Origin of the sequence: Paludibaculum fermentans (assembly GCF_015277775.1) — a bacterium.
Classification (GTDB): Bacteria; Acidobacteriota; Terriglobia; order Bryobacterales; family Bryobacteraceae; genus Paludibaculum; species Paludibaculum fermentans.
Genome location: NZ_CP063849.1, coordinates 6,047,673 through 6,068,356, shown reverse-complemented (window position 1 = coordinate 6,068,356; position 20,684 = coordinate 6,047,673). Strand labels below are relative to the sequence as shown.

Annotated in this window: 15 protein-coding genes and 1 tRNA gene; 6 read left to right on the top strand and 10 right to left on the bottom strand. The window is 60.9% G+C overall.

The window, feature by feature from the left end; translation table 11 throughout:
• Positions 1-34 precede the first annotated feature (34 nt).
• Positions 35-3,103 carry a TonB-dependent receptor gene (locus IRI77_RS23895; protein WP_194447516.1) on the bottom strand — a complete coding sequence of 1,023 codons (3,069 nt, stop codon included), beginning with the start codon at positions 3,101-3,103 and terminating at the stop codon, positions 35-37.
• 429 nt (positions 3,104-3,532) lie between these two features.
• Between IRI77_RS23895 and IRI77_RS23890 the strand changes: the two genes are divergently transcribed.
• On the top strand, positions 3,533-4,309 hold the full coding sequence (locus IRI77_RS23890) for an SDR family NAD(P)-dependent oxidoreductase (RefSeq protein ID WP_194447515.1): 777 nt from the start codon (positions 3,533-3,535) through the stop codon (positions 4,307-4,309).
• On the opposite strand, the gene IRI77_RS23885 is transcribed toward IRI77_RS23890, so the two are convergent.
• From IRI77_RS23885 to IRI77_RS23870, 4 genes are read right to left on the bottom strand one after another with little or no spacing between them, the layout of a single operon-like run.
• A complete protein-coding gene (locus IRI77_RS23885) occupies positions 4,299-5,930 on the bottom strand; it encodes a tetratricopeptide repeat protein (RefSeq protein ID WP_194447514.1) in 1,632 nt (543 codons plus the stop codon). The two genes, IRI77_RS23890 and IRI77_RS23885, sit on opposite strands and share 11 nt — an antisense overlap.
• Before the next feature lie 12 nt (positions 5,931-5,942).
• The gene (locus IRI77_RS23880) at positions 5,943-8,432 is read right to left on the bottom strand and encodes an AMP-binding protein (RefSeq protein WP_194447513.1); all 2,490 of its coding nucleotides are present in this window, start codon (positions 8,430-8,432) and stop codon (positions 5,943-5,945) included.
• A gap of 12 nt (positions 8,433-8,444) precedes the next feature.
• Positions 8,445-9,041: an AAA family ATPase gene (locus IRI77_RS23875; RefSeq protein WP_194447512.1), complete on the bottom strand. Its 597-nt coding sequence runs from the start codon at positions 9,039-9,041 to the stop codon at positions 8,445-8,447.
• A 29-nt stretch (positions 9,042-9,070) separates the two neighbouring features.
• Positions 9,071-10,117: a hypothetical protein gene (locus tag IRI77_RS23870; RefSeq protein ID WP_194447511.1), complete on the bottom strand. Its 1,047-nt coding sequence runs from the start codon at positions 10,115-10,117 to the stop codon at positions 9,071-9,073.
• Between the two features lie 60 nt (positions 10,118-10,177).
• On the opposite strand from IRI77_RS23870, the gene IRI77_RS23865 reads away from it, so the two are divergent.
• Positions 10,178-11,296: a hypothetical protein gene (locus tag IRI77_RS23865; RefSeq protein WP_194447510.1), complete on the top strand. Its 1,119-nt coding sequence runs from the start codon at positions 10,178-10,180 to the stop codon at positions 11,294-11,296.
• Positions 11,297-11,302: 6 nt separating this feature from the next.
• On the opposite strand, the gene IRI77_RS23860 is transcribed toward IRI77_RS23865, so the two are convergent.
• The 5 genes from IRI77_RS23860 to IRI77_RS23840 form a co-directional block, all read right to left on the bottom strand.
• Positions 11,303-11,929: a hypothetical protein gene (locus IRI77_RS23860; RefSeq protein ID WP_194447509.1), complete on the bottom strand. Its 627-nt coding sequence runs from the start codon at positions 11,927-11,929 to the stop codon at positions 11,303-11,305.
• 349 nt (positions 11,930-12,278) lie between these two features.
• Positions 12,279-13,472, bottom strand: coding sequence for a DUF1501 domain-containing protein (locus tag IRI77_RS23855; protein ID WP_194447508.1), 1,194 nt, complete (start codon positions 13,470-13,472; stop codon positions 12,279-12,281).
• A 13-nt stretch (positions 13,473-13,485) separates the two neighbouring features.
• Entirely contained in the window at positions 13,486-14,511 is a 1,026-nt protein-coding gene (locus IRI77_RS23850) for a DUF1800 domain-containing protein (RefSeq protein WP_194447507.1), read from the bottom strand.
• Positions 14,508-14,915 (bottom strand): DUF1800 family protein, encoded by a 408-nt coding sequence (locus tag IRI77_RS38410; RefSeq protein WP_194447506.1) that lies wholly within the window; start codon positions 14,913-14,915, stop codon positions 14,508-14,510. The genes IRI77_RS23850 and IRI77_RS38410 overlap by 4 nt, the downstream gene beginning before the upstream one ends.
• A 111-nt stretch (positions 14,916-15,026) precedes the next feature.
• Positions 15,027-15,102: transfer RNA gene (locus IRI77_RS23840), tRNA-Gly, on the bottom strand.
• Between the two features lie 389 nt (positions 15,103-15,491).
• Between IRI77_RS23840 and IRI77_RS38405 the strand changes: the two genes are divergently transcribed.
• The 4 genes from IRI77_RS38405 (at position 15,492) to gyrB (ending at position 20,657) form a co-directional block, all read left to right on the top strand.
• Complete coding sequence (locus IRI77_RS38405) at positions 15,492-15,968, top strand: DnaA N-terminal domain-containing protein (protein ID WP_267239329.1); 477 nt, start codon at positions 15,492-15,494, stop codon at positions 15,966-15,968.
• A complete protein-coding gene (gene dnaA, locus IRI77_RS23835; protein WP_267239328.1) occupies positions 15,961-16,836 on the top strand; it encodes a chromosomal replication initiator protein DnaA in 876 nt (291 codons plus the stop codon). Before IRI77_RS38405 ends, dnaA begins: the two co-directional genes overlap by 8 nt.
• A gap of 256 nt (positions 16,837-17,092) precedes the next feature.
• Positions 17,093-18,208 carry a DNA polymerase III subunit beta gene (gene dnaN / locus IRI77_RS23830; RefSeq protein ID WP_194447505.1) on the top strand — a complete coding sequence of 372 codons (1,116 nt, stop codon included), beginning with the start codon at positions 17,093-17,095 and terminating at the stop codon, positions 18,206-18,208.
• A gap of 37 nt (positions 18,209-18,245) precedes the next feature.
• Positions 18,246-20,657 carry a DNA topoisomerase (ATP-hydrolyzing) subunit B gene (gyrB, locus tag IRI77_RS23825; protein ID WP_194447504.1) on the top strand — a complete coding sequence of 804 codons (2,412 nt, stop codon included), beginning with the start codon at positions 18,246-18,248 and terminating at the stop codon, positions 20,655-20,657.
• The last annotated feature ends 27 nt before the right edge of the window (positions 20,658-20,684 follow it).

Genomic DNA, 20,684 nt, shown 5'->3' with positions numbered 1-20,684 from the left:
GCCAATTGTCCAGTATAGCGCGATCCGGCCTGCCTTAGAAGTTCAGGCGGAACGCGACCTGCATGCGGCGCGCATTGGTTCCGTCCGGGAACCCTTGCGACTGCGTGCCGGTGCCCACGTTGGCGATCGGGCTCAGGACACCCCCGGTCGCCGTGTAGGAAGCAACATTCACGGCCGTGTTGTATTGAGTGTTGAAAGCGTTGAACGCTTCGAACATCAGGTTCGCCTTGACCCGCTCAGAGAACGGCAGCGACCGCACGATGCGCGCATCCACTCGGAACACGCGGTCGATGTCGATGTTGCCCGTCGGCAGGAACGGTACACGGTTCCAGCCGCCGGAACCGTTCAGCGTGGTGTAAGCAAGAACCACGCCTGAGAACTGGCTACTGGTGCTGCCCGAGAACGTAACCGTGCCGGTAGTGGGCTGCGAGGAGGCCATGGTCGTGATGGAAGAGAGCTCCCAGCCGTTGACTAGGAAGCGGTTGAAGGCCGAGCTGTTCTTCGCAAAGGTAGGCGCCCACAGCCAGTTGATCACCACGCGGTGGCGCTGATCCAAACTGGAGGTGCCCTTGTCACCGGCGTAATCGCCAGGGTACGTGGAGTTGACGAAAGATGAGCTGATGTTATTGCTCGCACCCTGCTGGTTCGCGTTGTCGATGGCATGTGACCACGTATACGAAACCTGGGCGGTCAGGCCATGCGACATGCGCTTCTGCAGTTGCAGGGCCAGGGCGTTGTACCAGGATTGGCCTCCGTTCTCCACCTGCAGGATCTTGCCGTAATTCTTATCCACCTTGTTTGCGGAAAGATAGGTGACAGTCCGGAACTCCCCGACTACATTTTTGGCTGCATCCTGGATCTTGTAAGTCACCGTCGGCCCGGGCGCGCCGAGGTTCAGGTCCCGCTGCGTGAAGATTCCGATACCCCGGCTCCAGATGTAGTTCGCGGTCAAGCCCAGGTCTTTGCCTAACTGGCGCTCGATGCTGAAATTACCTTGCTGAGAATAGGGATTGTGTAGTCCGGTGGCAGCGAGCGCCAACCCGACAGTCCCGGCCGGAAGTCCGGTGGAGCTGGACAGGATGTTGGGGAAAAACGGAGCCCCGGCCTGATTGCTGTTAATGGAAATGGAGGTTTGATAAAGGCCATTCCCCAGGAATAGCGTGTCAAGCATGTTGCCGTGCATACGAGCGTAGAAGATACCGTAGCCGGCTCGGACCACAGTCTTCTCGGTCAGGTTGTAAGCCAGGCTGAAGCGTGGGGCGAAGTTCAGATTCGACGATGGCACAGACCCGGTCTGACGCCATGTTGCGTTGGTCATTGTCGGCTGCGGCAGGAAGGCCTTCTCGTAGCGCAGGCCGTAGCTGAGGGTCAGCTTCCTGTTCAACCTCCAGACGTCCTGGATATATGCATTGATGTCGGAAGTACGGAGAGTGTGGATCGGGTTGCCGAAGGCCTGCGTGAACGTGGAGTAGTTCGGAGTGGCTGACCTGGGGCCCGAGAAGTCCTTCGCGAAAGCGGTGAGGTTCGCGTAACTGTAACCTCCGTTAGCGTTATACAACTGGTTCATCCAGTCTTCCGTAGTCTGGAAATCCAACCCGAACTTCAAGGAGTGGCTACCATAGGTCCAGCTCAAGTTGTCGACCAACTGGTGGCGCATTTCGCTGGGGTAGGTGCGGGGATAAGCCTGGGCAGCGCCGACAGTAGACCCGGCCACGGTGATGTACACGCCGCCGGTCTCGGGCCACAGGTCGGAAGCACCGGGATCGGACAGACGGTCCTTGAACCAGCCATAGCGCACTTCGTTCACGAGGTTTGGAGTTACGATGCGCGTCCAGGAAGCCTTACCGTAGCGGGTTTCCACGGTCGAGTTACCGTTGTTGCCGAGCATATTGCCGTTCGTGAGAACGGCCTGGGTCTGGATGCCATAGGGCGAGCGCCAGTGCATCGCATTCAGACTGATGCTGAACGAGTCTTTGTCGTTGGGGCGGTAGTCCAGCTTCGCAAAGCCCATTACGGAGCTCACGGTGCGGGGCACCAGTACGTTCATCTGCTTCTGAATGAAGTTGGTGGCTGCGGTGCACTGTTCGGCGGTAGGCCCGTTAAGGGGGTCGATCTTACAGTTGGACGCCGGGATGAAATTGCCAGTGCCATCCGTCAGATTGTTGTTGACGATACGGTTCTGACCCGGGAAGTTGCGCTTCACCGTCTCGAAGTTGCCGAAGTAGAACAGCTTATCCTTCTTAAGAGCGCCGCCCAGGCTGGCGCCGGCCTGATGCCGCCATTCCGGAGCGTTCAGACCGTTCGCATAGCGGTCGGTCGCATTCAGCGTCCGGTTGCGGAAGAACCAGTAGGCCGTTCCGTGCGTGGCGTTCGTTCCACTGCGCGTCACTGTATTAATGACGCCGCCCATCGCGCGGCCAAACTCGGCCGAGAAACCGTTCGAGAGAACCTGGAATTCCTGCACGGCATCCTGGGAGATCTGGGTGGAGATGCGGGTGCGGCCGGCGTTCTCGTTATAGAAGCTGTTTGTTGTATCGTTGCCATCCGTCAGGAACGCGTTGCCCATGGCGATGCCGCGAAATGCGACCAGTCCAAAGGTGCCATCGTTTACGACAGCGGGTGTCAGCAGTACGAAAGAGTCAACGCGCCGGCCGTTGATGGGCAGGTTGTCGATCTGCGACTGGCCCACCACCTGAGAAACGCCCACGTTCGTGTCGGACACCAGAGGCGCGGCCGAGGTGACTTCCACGGTCGTCGCCGTGGTGGCCACCGAAAGGGTCACGTTGAAGCTCTGGGTTGCACCCACTTGCAGCTGGAAGTTCTTGACTTCCCGCAGTGCAAACCCCTGCTTCTTGACCGAGACGGCGTAACCGGTCGCCGGCGGCAGCGAAGGAGCGCTGAAGGCGCCCGATTCATTCGTGTCCATTGTGCGGCGGATACCCAAGGAATCGTTCGAAACGATCACACTCGCGCCCGGGACGGCAGAGCCTGACTCGTCACGGACACTGCCAGAAACACCAGCCAATCCCGCGACGGCCTGAGCCCAGGCGGAGGTTGCCGCCAGGACCAGTACGACCGAGAGGAAAAATATTCTTATTTTCATATCGGAATCTCCCAATTGCTGTAACGGGGTAAGGTAAACTGCGCACTACAGCCGGTGGATGGTGGATTGCACTCCGCCTGCGGGGGAACGTCACGGTTTTCCCAGGCGGTCCTCGTAGCTAGAGACGACAGTTCACGCCAGTGCCTGAACAACAAGCCGTTCGCGTGACCTTGTTCGAACAGAGCTTTCCTTCCCTGAAGACTCAACATCTATGAGAATAGCAGACCGAATCTGCGATTGCGTTACAGTTGCGCATCCATTCTGTCACTCGGGACCGCTCCTCCCGCGTAACTTGACCACTTAGTGATCCGTTGTTACGGAGTATTCACATTAAACAGAAATGAACGGCTCGGCCCAATCCCATCTTTGATTTTTCTTCGCCAAACCTGAGGCTTCAAACCAGAGTCCCCGGTGTGATATCAATGCTCCATGAGACTGGATCAACAGGTGGCGGTCGTCACAGGTTCTACCAAAGGTTTGGGCCGCGAAATGGCTATACGGTTTGCCGCCGAGGGCTGCCGTGTCGTCGTGCACGGCATGGATGCCGAGAGGGCCGAAGAGGTTCGGCAGGCCTGCGGGCCGAACTCCGCCGTCTTTCTAGGGGATATCGCTGACCAACCTACCGCTATCGCCTTAATGGACTTTGCAGTCAAGAAATTTGGACGCCTCGACATCCTGGTGAATAATGCGGGTGTAGTGAAGATGCAGCCGTTTCTCGAGTTCGAGGCGACTGTGTGGAAACGGCTCCTGGACATCCACCTCAGCGGCGCTTTCTATTGCGCTCAAGCGGCGGCCCGGGTCATGGCGCAAGCCGGGGGCGGCCGCATTCTTAATATTTCGAGCATTGCCGCCTCGTTCGGCCAGTTTGGCTTCACCGCCTACTCGTCCGTGAAAGCCGGAGTCGAGGCGCTCACCCGGGTGATGGCGGTGGAACTTGCGCAACACAAGATCTCCGTCAACTGCATCGCTCCTGGACCCGTCTGGAACGACATGATGGAGCATCTCTACGGCCCCGAGAAACTGGCCGAACGCTGCCGCACGATTCCGATGCAGCGCATGGCGGAAGCCGCGGAGGTGGCGGAACTTGCGCTCTACCTGCTTTCCCCAGCCTCGGGCTATATGACCGGCCAGGTTCTGCATTTGGATGGCGGGGCCAGTGCGGCCGGCTGTTTCACGATGGAGGTCTATAAGCGCGCTACTTCTTGAGGTGGCCCGACGCGGCGTTCCGGTTCTGTTGGGCATTCGCATAGTTGGGATTGAGGCTCAGCGCCCGGTCGAAATCGGCCACGGCCTTCTCCCACTCGGCCAGCCGCATGTAGGCGTAGCCGCGTGCATTCCACGCCAGCGGCAACTTTGGGTTCATCTCCAAGGCCAGCGTCAGTTCACTGATCGCTTCCCTGAATTTGCTGGCCTGTAGCAGAGCCCGGCCGGCGGCGTGATGCGATTCGGCGCTGCCGGCAGGCGCCGCCGCCGGTGCGGGTGTCGGGGGCCGGATGGCAACCGGGGCCGGAGCGGCAGGCTGGAGTTTGGGCTCAGCGGGCGCCGGAGGAACCGCCGCCAGGGTGGGCGGCACCTTGGCAACCGGAGCAGGCGCCGGCGGGGGAGGAGCCTCGGCCGCCGTCGCACTCGCCCGCAAGGCCGCAGCCTTGGCTTCCTTATCCGCCGCCAGTTCTCGACGGGCCTTGGCAGCCACATCGTGGATCTCGGTGTTCGATGGGTCCAGCCGCTCAGCCGTCTCGAGATCCGCGAGGGCGGCCGCGTAATCCTTTAGGAGGTAGTAGGCGCTGCCTCTGGAATACCAACCCAGGGCGTTATTCGGATCGAGATCGATCGCCTTCGTGCGATCAGCCAACCCCTTCTGGTGCTCGCCCATGGAATGGTAGCTGCCGCCGCGCGCGATGTACGCCATTGCGCTCGTCGGATCCACTTCCACCGCTTGGTTTCGATCTTCCAGGGCTTCCTTCGGCCGGCCTTGCCGCACCATCAGGTCCGCCCTCGCTAACAGGGCTCGGGCATTCTGCGGATTGGCCTTCAGGGAGGCGGCATAGTCCTGCAAAGCGTCGTCATTCTTCCCCAGGGTCTCCCGCGCGGCGGCGCGGTACATGTAGGCCGTCGCCCGGTCCGTCCAGCCGGCTTCCGGATGCAGTTCCAGTGCCCTGGTGAAATCGGCTACTGCCTTCTCGAAGTACCCTAATTGGCCCTGCGCATGTCCGCGCTCAAAATAGACGTCCGCATAATCCGGCTTCAGAGCAATCGCCCGGTCATAGTCCTCGACCGCGTCGCGGTACTTGGCCGCCTTTGCGTACAGCTTGCCTCGCTCGAAATACGATTCGGGATTGTCAATCTTGAGGCGGATGCACTCTGTATAGGCATTCAGAGCCTTGGGGATGTTACCCATCCCCGCATAGGCCTCCGCCAGACTGCGGTAGACCGCCGAGCCTTCGGGGCGGACCTCCAGGACGCGCTGCAGGACCGCGGCCGCATCGGGGTACTGCTGCAAGGCCAAACGGGACTCTCCCAGGTAGCGCAGCACCTCAACATCGTTTGGAGTGAGCTCCGCGGCGAGGCTCAAATCTGTCGCCGCCTCTTGGAACTTGCCTAATTTGTAGTAGATGACCCCGCGGCGCCGGAGTGCCCCGGATGAACGTGGGTCAGCTGACAGGACTTCGGAGTAACGCTCGGCGGCTTCGTCCAGTTTGCCGGCCGCCTCTGCACGAACCCCGCGCTCGTATGACATCGCCGCGGACCGGCGGTCCATCTGGCCGGGAAGAGTGAGCGACAACCCGCAGAGTACCAGCACAAGTATCGCGGGCGTCTTCCTCCTCATGGTTTCAAAATATTACATGGACTTAATGCGTTCTTCAAGTTGTTTGCTCAATTCGAGATAGTCGTCTCCATCGAGCCGGATCGGTTTGCCGATCACCACCCGGACAAAACCGGGCCTGGGGAATGACCATGTCGGATGCAGCACACGGTTGGAACCATGGATCCGAACGGGCACCACCGGAACCTTCAGTCGCGAAGCCATCATGGCCGCGCCAGCCTGGAAATGTCCTACAGAATCGTCGTAGCTGTGCTTCCCCTCCGGGAAGATCAGGGGACACCAACCCTCTTCCACCATCTCACCGATGTAGCGCAGCGTCTGGCGTGTGCCGGCTTCCTTTTGCGGGATGGGCAGCGCGTTGAACATCAGGCACGAGAGGTAGTAATTGAGATTGCTGGTCAGCCTCGAAAACAGGCTGTGGCGCTCCGGATGGTAATGCGCGTCGAAGAACTCCTTGCGCATGGCGGGAGCGAGTTTGTGGCGCCACTTCCACGGCATGGCCATGAAGAGGATTGGCGCATCGAAATAGCCCTGGTGGTTGGAGGCGAAAATCACGGGCCCATCGATCTCGCGCAGATTCTGGCGGCCTTCCACGCGCACCCAGGCAAAGATCCGCGCCAGGTTCAGCAGCCACACGTTCAGATGGAAGATGCGCGACCAGAGCGCCCACTTCGACCGGTTCCAGGTGGGGAAGTCCATCACCTCCGCCGGTCCGGAGGAACCAGCCGGCGCCGACTTCAGCGCTTCCAGATCCGCGATGGTCTTGGCGTTCGAAAACGCCTTCTCGTCTACCGGCGCGCCGAGTTCCCGCTCCAAAGCCACCAGCAGTTCAACGCGGTCCAGCGAGGACAAACCCAGGTCATCCAACGACGTACCCGCGCTGACTTCGCGGCCGGTCGTCCACTTACCCAGCAGCGCTTCCATCCCCGTCGCATCTTTGCCGGGACCCGTCTGGCGCGCCTCACCGCTCAATCGGCCGCGAATCTCGCGCCGCCGCAATTTGCGTGTACCCTCTGTGCGCGGCAACTGGGGTTCGCTCCAGACGGTATAGCTGCGTACCTTCTGATGCTCTTCCAATGCCCCGTTGGCCTGTGCGATCACCTGTTCGGCGCGCGCCGCGGGCTCCAGCACGATCGCAGCGTGGACCCGCTCTCCACTTTCCGCCTTCAAACCGATGACCGCGCTTTCCTTCACGCCGGCGATCCCGTTCAATACTCGCTCCACGTCTTCGGGGAAGACGTTCCGCCCGTCGGGCAGCACGATCATCTCTTTCTTGCGGCCCTTGATCATCAGCCGGCCGGAGTCGTCCAGTTCGCCGATGTCGCCTGTGTGGAACCAGCCATTCTCGAAAGCCTCAGCCGTGGCCTCGGGGTTGTTGAAGTAGCCCGATGTCACGTTGCCGCCGCGCACCAGCACCTCGCCATCGTCGGCAATGCGGATCTGGACACCGGCGATGGGCTTGCCCACCGTACCGCGCCGCGAGTGGAATGGGTGGTTGAGCGTGACAATCGGAGCCGCTTCGGTCAGGCCGTAGCCTTGGATCACGGCCCAGCCGAGATTGCCCCAGAACTCCTCCAGCCCCGGATCCAGCGCTGCGCCGCCTACGACGAAGCTCCAGAACTTGTTGCCGAACAGCCGGTGCGCCCGGCGGTAGCGCCACCAGCGCCACCAGAACTTCTCGCCTGCCGGAGCGTTCTGCGCCGTATCCGGCGCCACGCCTTTCAGATACTCCTTCAGCACATCCAGGATCTTCGGCACCGACACCAGGACCGAGATCTTGCGCGACTTGATCTGCCGCACGATCTCACGCGGATCCTGGCTGCGCTGGAAGATCACCGTCCCCGAAATCATGGGTGGGATGAAGATTGCCATCGCCTGACCGAACATGTGGCTCAGCGGCAGCAGGTTCAGGAAACGGATGGGCGAGAACGGACGCGCATACTTGCGATACTTCAGCACCTCGCGCTCCACCGGCACGATGTTTGCCAGGATGTTGCGGTGCGTGATGATCACGCCTTTGGGTTCGGCCGTCGCGCCGGACGTGAACAGGATCTCCGCGATGTCGTCGGGCTTGGCTTCGATTTCGTCAAACCGAGCGTCGCCGGACTTCCAGTCGAGTTCCGACAACCGCCACACCGGCGGTCCACCTTCCAGAACCGGCAGTTTCACTTCGTCTCCGGCGGCAATCGCCTTCGCCGAGGTGATGCGCATCACGCGCTCCAGGAACTCCGCTGAATGGTGCTCGTCAATCGGGGCGACGGCCACACCGCGCAGGACGCAGCCCCAGAAGGCCGCTACCCACGCGGGCCGGTTCTCGCTCCAGAGGATGATGCGGTCGCCGCTGCCGATCCCCGCCGCCTGCAGTTTCGCCGCGAAGTTGCGGGCCGCGCGGGCCAGCCCGGAATAGCTGTACGCGCGCGGCCGGAAGCCGTCATCGTATACGAGGTATTCGCCTTCCAGCTCCGCGACCGTGCGGAAATAGTCCAGCAGCGTTTCACGCACCATGCACTGCCAACCTTACTGGATCGTGCTGGAACCCTGAATCCCCATGTCCGTGCTCGCCACATTCTTGTTGATGTGGTTGTCCAGGTTGATCACATAGGTCTCCGGAGCATCGATCAGCGTGGGGGAATGCGTCGCGCAGATGATGCGGAACTTCTTCTCCTGCACCAACTCCATCAGCATCTTGAGGATGCGGCGCTGGTTGGAAACCGACAACGCCATCTCCGGCTCGTCCAGCAGCAGAATGGTGCCCTCCGGCAGCGCCGGAAACGTCTCCCGGAACATCGACAGCATCACCTGCCCGTGGCTCGCCGCCTGGATGAACTCCTGCATTTGCGGATTCCCTTCAAACAGCTCAGGGTGCATCCGCGGATTGTGCTGTTCCGCGTCGAACAGGAAGATCTTCGGCGCTTCCACCTGCTTTTCGAAGCGGTAGATGTAGCCCTCAATCTGTTCGCCCTGCAGGGCGTAGTAGATGGAGTGCAACAGCGTCGACTTGCCGCAGCCGTTCTCACCGGTCAGCAGAACGAGGGGATGCGTGAGATCCACCACGATCGGCATATGGAAGTTCAGTTGGACAAAGACAGGGTGCGACAGTATTTTGAGGAACATGCCAGGGAAAGTACCAGGATAGCAGCGCCCTACCGGTCGGGAAATCGTTTGCGGACCGGGCTGCGCTGGAATCCCTCCAATCCGTTCTGCTTCGGATCGTAGTTCGGGTCGTTGCTGTAGACCGCTTCGCCGCGCTCGTTCACCCAGCGGTGGTTCCAGGCATTCGAGCCTGTCTCCACCTTGCGCGTGATCGGATTCACATACTCTTCCGTGCCCATCAGCGTGTGATACATCTGATTGTTGATTTCGGCATTCGTTCGCCGCCGGTGCTCCACAATCTCGCGGTCCAGCCGGGCGATGTCCTGTTGGGTTCGAATGGCGATTTCGTTGCGCTGCACCTGGCCGCGGATCTCACCATCCACCCAGCGCGGGTTCAACTCAATGGAATTCAGGATGGTGGCAACGATCGGGCCGGTCTTCTCCAGTTCACCGGCCGGCGCACGGACGGTGAAGGTGTCCTTGTTGCTCCACAGGCCGGCGCCCGCCGGACCGAAATCCTGCACGGCCGTGTACAGCGCCTCCTCCCACTGACCCGATCCTTCCTGGTAGTTCAGCACCATCAGCCCGGCGGAGTACTGCATATCGATCGGGACTCCAGACGTCCGCAGCAACTGCCGGTAGGATTCGGCCACCTTGGGCAACGGATAGCGCCCTTTCACCTGCAACCCGGACGCCCGCGCATGCTGGCGGCGAAAGACGCCCTGGTCCAGGTAGCCGAACGCGTCCAGCACCGGCCAGACCAGTGCGCCGTTGTAGTTGCTGCCTTGCGGAAACAATCCGGCCGCGGGCATGCGGCGCGAGTCGATATACATCGTCTCGGGCAGCCAGTGCAGCGTGATCCGCCCGTCCGGGCTCGAGGCCGTCATCTCGAGTTTGGCCGAGATCGCATTCAACGCTCCGCCCGACGTCATCGGATTCACGCGGACAACCCCGCCGGCCACTTTCCAATCGGCCGGGAGTAGAAAGCTGAAGGCGCCTTCTTTCGGCTCAGCCACACGTTTGAAGTAAACTGCCTTGGGTTGAGCCAGACAGATGGAAACCGAAAGCACTACCAGCGGTGTCCAACACCTAACCATGGGTTCCTCCGTATGATGCATTGCAGACTATCAGGTCTGATTCTGGCGTCAAGCGCCACGATGGGCGTGCTGCTTCTGGCCGGTTGCGCGGCTCGCCAGCCAGGCGCGAAATCGTGGCGGCTCGTGGGCGCCGGCCGGACCCTGACACTGAATCCTCCGCGCCCGCCCGGGCCGGACTTCACTCTCACAAACGCCCGATCCTCCAGGAAGAATGCACCGGCCTGCCGCCTGGAGACCCGCGATGTCTCGTTCCGCTGGAAGGGCCGCAACGCCAGGGTCCACGCTCTGCCGGACTCGCTCGTGGCGACTCCGGGTTCGCTGGTCGCCGCGGACAACAGCAAAGGACCGCAGGGGCTCTCGAGCGAGACTGTACTCGCCAGGAATTGGTTCCGTGAGGACTTCCTGCCAAACCTCGCCAGCCAGCAGTCCGCCGGCTGCCTGGCGCCCATCGAGATCCCTGGGCTTGCGCAGCGGGTCATCGACAATCTCGCCATCCCCACGGCGACCGCCTACCGACTCCGCTACGGCGAATTCGCAATGAACGGCTACATCGATGTGGACGCGAAGTTCCGGCTGACCGGCGTCGAACCTATTCGAACCAACGGTCAGGTGACCGGCTACCGGACGTCTTTCTATCTGTTGAAACCCGCCGCCCGCGGAGGTGTCGAAGTGTCTGCTGGAGCTTCAGAGAGCAATACCGCCGGAACTATCACTGCGGGCACAGCCGTCGACTCCGAACTGCTCCACCTGCCGGCCGATGCGACTTACCTGCGGCTGTTCTTCCGGTCATGGAGCATCCAGTCGGACCGCCGGATTGCCGTTCTCGCGGCCGGATCCCAGGGCGCCCTGGAATCGGCTACCGCGGAGTTCAACGAGAACCCCGAGGCTTTCTGCGCCGGCGCGGCCGCGCGCGGCGTCTCCTGCGTCGGCGTGCCCAAGGATACGGTCATTGGACCTGAGCTCCTCGTGCAGACCAACAACCGCAGTCTCTACGTGCCGGTTGGCGGCAGCCTTGGCGATCTGCTCCGGGCCGCGGGCATCCGTGATCCCAAGACAGTGCTGCCCACTCTCAAGATCAGCAAGCCGTATGATGGCAAGCTCGTACCGGTCGACCTGAACCAGGCCGGTGACGGCATTCTCATGTTCGTTTTCACCGGCGGCGAGCAGGTGTCGTGGTAGTCGCGCTCAGCCCTTGGTCAGTTTGAAATTGCGGAACGAACCCGTATCGAAGAAGCTGCCGAGCCCGATCCGGCCCGCGCCGAGGCTCAGGTCGATGCCTTTCAGCGCGGGTGAGGTCTGGCCGTTCACCCAACATTCCACTAGGCCCTTCGACGCGTCATAGGTGATCTTCACCTTCTGCCAGTCGTCCGTCATCAGCGTCCCGGGGCCCTTGGTGGGGCTGATGCGCACGCGGTCGCCATTGAAGCAATGGAAGATTCCGTTGTGCACTTCCACCTTCTCCGGCGAGTCGTTGGACAGGTGGACGTAATCGAAATAGCCGTCCTTCTGCCACGCGTAGACGAGCACCAGCGAGCCCTTGCCGGGCTTGCGCTTCACTTCGGTTTCGAGCGTGAACTTCGCAATTGGCTCCGTTTGCGCCAGTGCAAACTGGACCGGCCGGCGCGGGTTTGCCTCCTGCGGGCGCGGCACCACGAGCTCCAGCTCCGAGGCGCTGACTTTCCAATCGGCGGCGGCGATCACGTCCCACTGCAGCCCGAAGGCACTGATCTTCTCGGCAAAGGCTGGTGTCTTCGGAGCCGCCATCGCGGCAGGCAGCAGAGCAGGCAGGGCAAACAGGCTTCGGCGTCGCATGCGTCTATCATATGCCGCTGGGCCGCGCGGCGGGACGCTCGAGGACGATGAAACCCCGAAGGTTGCTCTCTCATCCATAGGAGTGAAGGGAGGGGCCTTTATGTTCCACTCCTGGAACGATCGGTCTTCACAACTTTGGGAAAAGGCCGCCACAACGTGGTGCCGGGTGATGCATCCCGCGCCGATGTGGCCCGTCAATGGCCAGTATCGCTGCCCTGAATGCCTCCGCACCTATGCGGTCCCGTGGGAAGAGCAGCGCAAACCCGTTCACTCCGTCACTCAACTGCCTGTACGCGTGACGGCCCAGCCGGCCGGACAACCGCCCTTGGGCCGGGCCGCTTAAACTCCATCAACCCCTGAACAAGCCTGGTGCGGCGCCTGGCCGGAAGCCTGGAAACACGGTCTGCAGATCGCCGAGCCCCAGGTGTGCCGTCACGACCTCGCCCAATACATCGCGGAAGTCCGTGGTGACGGCGAGGTCGCGGCCTTCATAGAGCTGTTCGGTCTCAAGACCCGGCCATCGGCCCGCTACGCGCCCGCCATGGATGCCGCCGCCCATCGCGAACATCACGTTGGCATGGCCATGATCGGTGCCGCGCGTGCCGTTTTCCCGTGCGGTCCGGCCAAACTCCGACATCGTGACCACGACGACGTCCTCCATGCGGTCGCCCAGATCGCGGTGGAACGCCGCCAGCGCCTGGCCAAACTCCCGGAGCTGATTCTCCATCTGCGGCAGTTCGTTGGTGTGGTGATCCCAGCCGCCCATGTCCGCGAACGCCGCTTCCAGTCCGACATTGCCTTTCGCCAACTGCGCCACCTGATGCAGGCTCTGGCCCAGCCGGCCTTTCGGATAGACTGCGCCATGGTCCGGCGACGGATTGGCACGGCGTACGGACTCCAGCATCCGCATCGCCTCGAACGTTTCTTTCCCGGCGGTCTGCAGCCGCGCGTCGCTCGAAGCGGCGTACATTGACTGATAGTCGCCGGCCATCTTCCTGTCGCGCACCTGGAAGTCGTTCACATTGCCGATGGCCACTGCCGCCTGCGGCCCGCGTAGCGTCTTCGCCAGATTCCCGCTTGCGCTCACGGCCCGCAGCGGTGATGGGTTCGTTTCGCGCGGCAGCGCACGGTTCATCCAGCCGTCACTGGTCGACTTCAGCCCCGGAGTTCCACTCTCCATGTAATCCTGCGCGTCGAAGTGCGACCGCGTCGCATCCGGCGAACCGGTGGCGTGTACGATGGCAAGCTGCTTCGAATCGTAAAGCGCCTTCAGGGGCTCGAGCTGCGGATGCAGGCCGAAGTAGCCGTCGAGGTCAATGACGGTGTTGCGTGCGATCCCGATTGTAGGCCGTAGTTCCGCATAGCGCGTGTCGCCGTGAGGTACCACGATATTCAGGCCATCGGCCGCCCCGCGCTGCAGCACCGCCACCAGGATCTTCTTGCGTTCAGGACCGGCCGCCGCCCGCGCCAGCCATTGCGGAGCCGCACCCACGCCGAACAAAGCCAGCGCGGAACTCTTGAGAAACACTCGTCGTGTTGCCATTGCTATGCCCCTTTCAACGTTTCTGAAACTCCGGCGAACCCCAGACCGCGCCGGAGTCCTTGTACTTTGCCGCATCGACCTGAATCCCTGGTACGCGGTTCGCAGCCAGCGCTCCGGCGAAGTTCAGGCGTGCCACGAGGCCCGACGAATTGACCCACTCTTCCGACTTGTTGGAGTAGCCCGTAGGCTCAGCCTTCTTGTACAACGGCTGCCCCAGGCGCTCCACGATCTGGGCGAGGCCGAAACCGAAGGTGATGTTCGCTTCGCCAGCGCGAACAGCGCTGGCGACGAATTCTAAAGGCGATTTTATTTTGCTCTTGTAAGCCTCCGCCGACCAGAACTCCTTGGACTCGAACATGGTTCGGACCACGGCCCGCAGGTCGCCGTCGGTTTTCAGGTACTCTTTCGCCATCCGGTCGACGAGCGCGGCCGGCGGGTTGTCGCTGACGAACCGCAAAGCGAGTTCGCGGCACACAAAACGCGCGGTTGAGGGGTGTCTGGCGAGCAACTCGAGCACCTTGAGCCCATCTTCTTCGCCGCCGCCCGAGGCAATCTTGACGCCAAGTACGGTTTTCTCGCCCCGGTCGTGGAGCCGCGGCGCGAAGTAAAACGCCCCACCCTGTTGAGGCTGCCGGATCGTCCAGCCGGTGAAACAGCGCGCCACTTCGATGATGTCCTTTTGCGAATAGCCTCCATCCACCCCCAGGGTGTGAAGCTCCATCAGCTCCCGGGCATAATTCTCATTCAATCCACGCTGCTTTTGACGCGGCTGCGAGCCCGGCGCAACGGACTGCCAGTTGTCCAGATAAAAGAGCATCGCCGGGTGCCTGGCGGTCGCAATGAGCAGATCCTTGAATTTGCCGAGAACGTTCGGACGGATGGCGTCGCGTTCGTACGATGTGGTCAGATACCAATCGGCGCCCTTGTCGAAGAAGACGTTGAAGTGGTTGAACCAGAAGTCCGTCAGGACTTCTTCCAACTGGAGATTGGAGTAGACGGCCCGCAGGATCTTCCCCTCACCCAGGTCGTACGCGATCACTCGCGGCGGCCCCACCTCCAGTAGATAGTCCCGACGCTGTTGTGTTGTTGCTTCCGCCATGCGGAAGCCCGGCCGAGCAGGCCGGGGCGGACGCGTAGCGTCCGCCGCCGCGAAATTTTTTTCTGGTTGGGTCTTGGATAGGTTCTTGCCAGCTCTTCGCTCGACATCCGGAGCGACTCCAGCGGCTGCAGCTTTTCCTCCAGCTGCGGATCCTCCTGGATCCGTTCAGGATGCAACTGCAGATCCAGCCACTTTTTCCAACCCAGCTGCCGAACCTTCTCCACATCTCCGGGCCGCGCTCCAAAAGTGGCCCGGGCCAGCAGGTGTTCCGTACGTTGTTCTTCCGTCAGGTGCGGAGCGGCCGCAATCAGCGGGATGGCCAGGAGGAACAGAACTCTTCGCATACACCGATACAGACGGTGTTTGTGAAGATCGGGGTGACAGCGGACTTCTCCGCAGCCGGGGAGACGAGTGTCAACTTACGCTGAATTAGGGGGGAAGAGAAGGAGGCGGATTGGAGCGGGAGACCGGATTCGAACCGGCGACATCGACCTTGGCAAGGTCGCACTCTACCAGCTGAGTTACTCCCGCTCGCCGGTACTTTTTAATTGTTGCTCGCCTACCCTCCATCTGTCAAATCCGGCCTTCCGAACCCATCCACCCAAGCCTCGAGTAGTACCAATCCGTTCAGCCGCTTGCAGCTTCTCCAGAACAAAATCCGACGGAAATGCGAGCGATTTCCACAACCCCTGCAAACGTAGATAATCCTTTGTTTTTAAACGGTTACAAATATGTGAGAGGCGGTGCTTGATGCCCTGTGAATTGTGCTATTCTGATCTTCGCTTGGGCGGCGGCGTACGCTGCGGGAGGACACTCCCGATCAACGACGCCAGACAGAACGGTCGCCTCCAGCCAATCCATAAATCTGTTTCTGTCGACCTTTCCACTCTGTGGAAATTGCGTGGGAGTATTGTCACTCGATGTTGGAAAAAAATACATGGGAAGCGATCAAAGAGCAGCTACATCACAAGTTAACCTCGGAGGCCTACCAGAACTGGGTATCTCGTACGGAGTTCCTGGAGCTGGATGGTGCAAGGTTACGGGTGGCTGTACCAGACGAAGTAACCAAGATCTGGCTGGAGAGTGAGTATGCGCCGAAGGTAGCTACGGCGATCCGGGATTTGCGATTGCCAATCGCCGAAATCCACTATGAGCTCGCCCCGTTGTCGGCGCAGCTTGTGGACCGGAACTCGCCCCGCCCGGTGAATGGGGCCGCCGCCGCACCCGCGCCGGAATTCCCCGCGGTCAACAGCCAGTTGAACCCCCGCCTGACGTTCTCCTCGTTTGTGGTGGGTTCCTGCAACCAGTTCGCCCATGCGGCCTCCCTGGCCGTGGCCAACTCGCCTTCCAAAAGCTATAACCCCCCTGTTCATTTACGGTGGCAGCGGAATGGGTAAGACCCATCTGATCCATGCCATCGGCCGCGCGCTCATCGACAACCATGGCGCCCTGCGCCTGGTCTACACCTCGGGCGAGCGGTTCATGAACGAGATGATTCACTGCATCCGCACCGATCGCATGGCCGCTTTCCACCAGCACTATCGCACCGCCGATGCGCTGCTGATCGACGACATCCATTCGCTGGCCGGCAAGGAACGCACCCAGGAAGAGTTCTTCCACACCTTCAATGAGCTCTACGACCACCAGAAGCAGATCGTGATCAGCAGCGACCAGATGCCCAAGAACACCCCGGGCCTGGTCGAGCGCCTGCGGTCCCGCTTCGAGTGGGGTCTCATGGTGGATGTCCAACCACCCGACCTCGAGACCAAGATGGCCATTCTTGACAAGAAGGCCGAGATGGAAGGCATCCGTCTGCCCGAGGACGTCCGCATCTACATCGCCACCAAGACGAAGTCGAGCGTCCGCGAGCTGGAAGGCGCCTGGACCAAGCTCCTGGCATACTCTTCCGTCACCAATATCCCCATCAATCTGCCGATGGCCCAGCAGGCGCTGAAGCAGCTTCTGCCCGGGCCGGAACGGCGCATCACCATCGATGCGGTCGTCCGGGCTGTGGCCGAGCGCTACAACCTGCAGCCCTCGCAGCTCAAACAGAAGACGAACGCCCACGAGATCGCCCGGCCCCGCCAGGTCGCCATGTACATCTGCAAGGAGCTCACACCCGCTTCCTTGCCTGAGATCGGACGCCACTTTGGGGGTAAGCACCACACGACCGTCCTCCATTCCATTCGCAAAGTGGAGGAGCTGCGCCAGTCCGACCCCGATTTGAACAGGCTGATCCACAGCGTATCCGATTCATTCAATTAGATTTCCTGAGTTTTCCACAGAGACGGGTCCACAGACCCTCTGCACTGCTGTGAGGATCTTGGGGCCTGCCGGAAGATCCGGTAGTTCCAACGTTAGTTTTCACACTTCGCGGATCCGTCAAGGCTCAGAGTTTTGTATAATTTAGAGAGAAATCTACATTTCCACAGGTCCTACGAATCCTAGAAGCAATAGGACTTGTTCATTGAGAGAGAGATAGCAGTAGGCGTAGGGTCCGACCAGAAGGGGAAACGGTTCCATGGAGTTCACCGTCAGCAAAGCCGACCTCGTTCGCGAGCTGAATCTGTCGCAAGGCGTGGTCGAGCGTAAGACCACCATTCCAATCCTGTCGAATGTTCTGCTCGAGCTCTCCGGTGAGCGGCTGACCTTGACGGCCACGGATCTGGAACTGGGCATCCGTTGTTCGACGCCCGCCAAAGTGAAGTCGGCCGGGGCAGGCACCATTCCTGCCAAGAAGCTGCTCGACTATGTCCGCCTGTTGCCCGACGCCGATGTCGTGGTCAAGTTCAGCGACAACCACTGGGCCAGCCTCACCTGCGGCCGTTCCAAGACGCGCATTGCCGGTATGTCGAGGGAGAGCTACCCCGAACTGCCCGAGATGCCGGAGCCGCTGGCTCAGCTTCCTCTCGCGCTGCTCAGCAGCATGATTTCGAAGACGATCTTCGCCATTTCCGCGGAGGAGTCTCGCTTCACCCTCAACGGCGCACTACTACAGGTGAAGGGCAAGACCATCACGATGGTTGCCACTGACGGACATCGCCTCGCCCTGGTCGAATGTGAGAACCCGATGCAGAGCGAGACGAACTACAAGGCGCTGCTGCCACGGAAGGCGATGGCTGAGATTCTCAAGCTCGCTTCGGATTCCGAAACGAAGGACGCTGCCGTCGACTTCTCAGGCGATGACAACCACCTGTTCTTCCAGGTTGGGGCCCGCCTGCTGATCAGCCGCAAGCTCACCGGCAACTTCCCCGATTTTGAACGCGTTCTGCCAAAGTCCCACAGCCATACCGTAGCCATTGAACGGGACGAACTCCGCGCCTCCATTGAGCGTGTGGCCCAGTTTTCCGATGAGCGCTCTCGCGCCATCAAAGTGCGCTTCGCCGACAACGAAGCCACTATTCATTCCTCGCTCTCGGAGAGCGGCGAGTCGGAAGAGAGCCTGGCAGTGGAATACGGCGGCCCGACGGTCGAAATCGGTTTCAATGCACAGTATCTGCTAGAGTTCCTGCGCGCCGTGCCCGAGGCCAAGGTGGCCTTCCACTTCAAGGACGCGCAAAGCGCCGGAGAATTGACTCCGTCCGGCGAAGGCGTTGACTACAAGTACCGCTATGTCGTGATGCCCATGCGCATCTGACCGTGATGCGAGCGGTGGAAACAAGGATTAGACAGTTTTGAGCACTCCTGGCACTTACGATTCCAGCAGCATTAAGGTTCTGGAGGGTCTGGAGGCCGTGCGCCTCCGCCCCGCCATGTATATTGGCTCCACCAGCGAGATGGGGCTGCATCACCTGGTCTACGAAGTCGTCGACAACTCTGTGGACGAGGCCATGGCCGGCTATTGCACTGAGATTCAGGCGACTATTCATATCGACGATTCCATCACCATCGTCGACAACGGCCGCGGGATCCCTGTCGGCATCAAGGAAGAGTTTGGCGTGTCCGCCGCGGAGATCGTCATGACGAAGCTCCATGCCGGCGGCAAGTTTGACGCCAACACCTACAAAGTCTCCGGCGGCCTGCACGGCGTCGGCGTCAGCTGCGTGAACGCCCTGTCTGAGACGCTGCACCTCGAAATCTGGCGGGAAAAGGCGACCTGGGAGCAGGATTACGAGCGCGGCCTGCCCAAAGGCCCCCTCACCCGTACCGGTAAAGCGAACAAAACAGGCACAAAAATCACGTTCAAAGCCGACGGCACCATCATGGAGGCGACGAAGTTCAACTTCGACACCCTGGCCACCCGTCTGCGCGAAACCGCCTTTCTGAACCGCGGCCTCAAGATCACCCTGACCGACGAGCGCGTCGAGCCTGTCAAGGGCCATGAGTTCTTCTACTCCGGCGGCATTGCAGAGTTCATCAAGCACCTGAATCGCGGCAAGAACGTTCTACACGAAAAGCCCATCAGCATCGAAGGTGAACGCGAGATGCCCAATGGCGGCACGCTCGTCATCGACATCGCGATGCAGTGGAACGACAGCTACTCCGACCAGATCTTCTCCTACGCCAACAACATCAACACGAAGGATGGCGGTTCGCACCTCACCGGCTTCCGCACCGCGCTCACCCGCACGCTGAACGCCAGCGCCCGGCAGGCCGGGCTGTTCAAGGAAGTGAAGGACGCCAATCTCTCCGGCGACGACGTGTTGGAAGGCATCACCGCCGTCGTCAGCGTGAAGCTGCCTCAACCGCAGTTTGAAGGCCAGACCAAGGGCAAGCTCAATTCCGACATCGGCGGGCTGGTCCAGGCGATCGTGAACGAGAAGCTCACCGAATTCTTCGACAAGAATCCGTCGGTGATGAAGAAGATTATTGGCAAGGCCGTGGAAGCGGCCCGGGCCCGCGAAGCCGCCCGCAAAGCGCGCGAACTCACGCGCCGCAAGGGTGCGCTCGATTCCGGCGGCCTGCCCGGGAAACTGGCCGACTGCCAGGAGAAGGATCCCGCCCGCTGCGAACTGTTCCTGGTCGAGGGCGAATCGGCCGGCGGCACGGCGAAGACCGGCCGCGATCGTAAATACCAGGCCATCCTGCCTCTCAAAGGTAAGATTCTAAACGTCGAAAAGGCCCGCTACGACAAGATGCTGGGCCACGACGAAATCCGCGCCATGATCACGGCCATCGGCACGGGGATTGGCAAGGAAGATTTCGACGTCAGCAAGCTTCGCTACCACAAGATCATCCTGATGACGGACGCCGACGTCGACGGCAGCCACATCCGGACCCTGCTGTTGACCTTCTTCTTCCGTCACATGCAGGAGTTGATCACCCGCGGCCACGTGTATGTCGCGCAACCGCCGCTGTATCGCATCAAGAAGGGCAAGAGCGAAAAGTACATCAAGAACGACGAAGAGTTCGTTCGGGAGATCCTGCGCCGCGCCACGGAGAACGTCCATGTGTTGAGCGGTGTCGACGGCGAGCTTCGCCTGGAAGGCGGGGAACTCCGTAACTTCCTGATGTCATTGGACGAATTCCAGGTTCTGTTCACCCGCCTGGAACGCCGCATGCGGGAAACCGTTGTGGTCGAGGCGCTGGCCAACCCTGATTTCGCCCTGGATACCAAGACGGATTTTGCCAACGAGGAAGAGCTGCGCAAAGTGGCGGCTGTCCTGGAAGGACCCCGCTTGAAGGCGCGCGTCGAGCCGGACGAAGAACACTCCGCGTTCAAGATCATTTACCACGATGATTCGCACGGCGACCGCACGGTCGGCATTGAGCTCGCCTCCATGCCGGAGTACAAACGGCTGCGCGTCCTGGCGAAACAGACCCAGAAGTTTAACCAGCCGCCCTTTGTTGTGGTGAAGGACGCCCGGCGCGAGACCATCAACAACTGGCGCGAACTGATCGCCTACCTCAAGAATGAAGGTACGCGCGATTGCGCCGTCCAACGCTACAAGGGTCTGGGTGAAATGAACCCGGATCAACTTTGGAGCACGACCATGAACGCCGAATCGCGGACGCTTCTGGAAGTGAAGTTGGAAGACGCTGTCGAGTGCGAAGAGATCTTCACAACCCTGATGGGCGAGAATGTCGAAGCGCGCCGTAAGTTCATCGAGGACAATGCGCTGGACGTTCGCAATCTCGACGTCTAGTCAAAACTAGACTGCAAGTGTAGGTTT

Excerpts from the sequence above, each read along its gene's own strand:
- IRI77_RS23895 (WP_194447516.1), bottom strand. The coding sequence starts at position 3,103 with ATGAAAATAAGAATATTTTTCCTCTCGGTCGTACTGGTCCTGGCGGCA.
- IRI77_RS23890 (WP_194447515.1), top strand. The coding sequence starts at position 3,533 with ATGAGACTGGATCAACAGGTGGCGGTCGTCACAGGTTCTACCAAAGGT.
- IRI77_RS23885 (WP_194447514.1), bottom strand. The coding sequence starts at position 5,930 with ATGAGGAGGAAGACGCCCGCGATACTTGTGCTGGTACTCTGCGGGTTG.
- IRI77_RS23880 (WP_194447513.1), bottom strand. The coding sequence starts at position 8,432 with ATGGTGCGTGAAACGCTGCTGGACTATTTCCGCACGGTCGCGGAGCTG.
- IRI77_RS23875 (WP_194447512.1), bottom strand. The coding sequence starts at position 9,041 with ATGTTCCTCAAAATACTGTCGCACCCTGTCTTTGTCCAACTGAACTTC.
- IRI77_RS23870 (WP_194447511.1), bottom strand. The coding sequence starts at position 10,117 with ATGGTTAGGTGTTGGACACCGCTGGTAGTGCTTTCGGTTTCCATCTGT.
- IRI77_RS23865 (WP_194447510.1), top strand. The coding sequence starts at position 10,178 with ATGGGCGTGCTGCTTCTGGCCGGTTGCGCGGCTCGCCAGCCAGGCGCG.
- IRI77_RS23860 (WP_194447509.1), bottom strand. The coding sequence starts at position 11,929 with ATGCGACGCCGAAGCCTGTTTGCCCTGCCTGCTCTGCTGCCTGCCGCG.
- IRI77_RS23855 (WP_194447508.1), bottom strand. The coding sequence starts at position 13,472 with ATGGCAACACGACGAGTGTTTCTCAAGAGTTCCGCGCTGGCTTTGTTC.
- IRI77_RS38410 (WP_194447506.1), bottom strand. The coding sequence starts at position 14,915 with ATGCGAAGAGTTCTGTTCCTCCTGGCCATCCCGCTGATTGCGGCCGCT.
- IRI77_RS38405 (WP_267239329.1), top strand. The coding sequence starts at position 15,492 with ATGTTGGAAAAAAATACATGGGAAGCGATCAAAGAGCAGCTACATCAC.
- dnaA (WP_267239328.1), top strand. The coding sequence starts at position 15,961 with ATGGGTAAGACCCATCTGATCCATGCCATCGGCCGCGCGCTCATCGAC.
- dnaN (WP_194447505.1), top strand. The coding sequence starts at position 17,093 with ATGGAGTTCACCGTCAGCAAAGCCGACCTCGTTCGCGAGCTGAATCTG.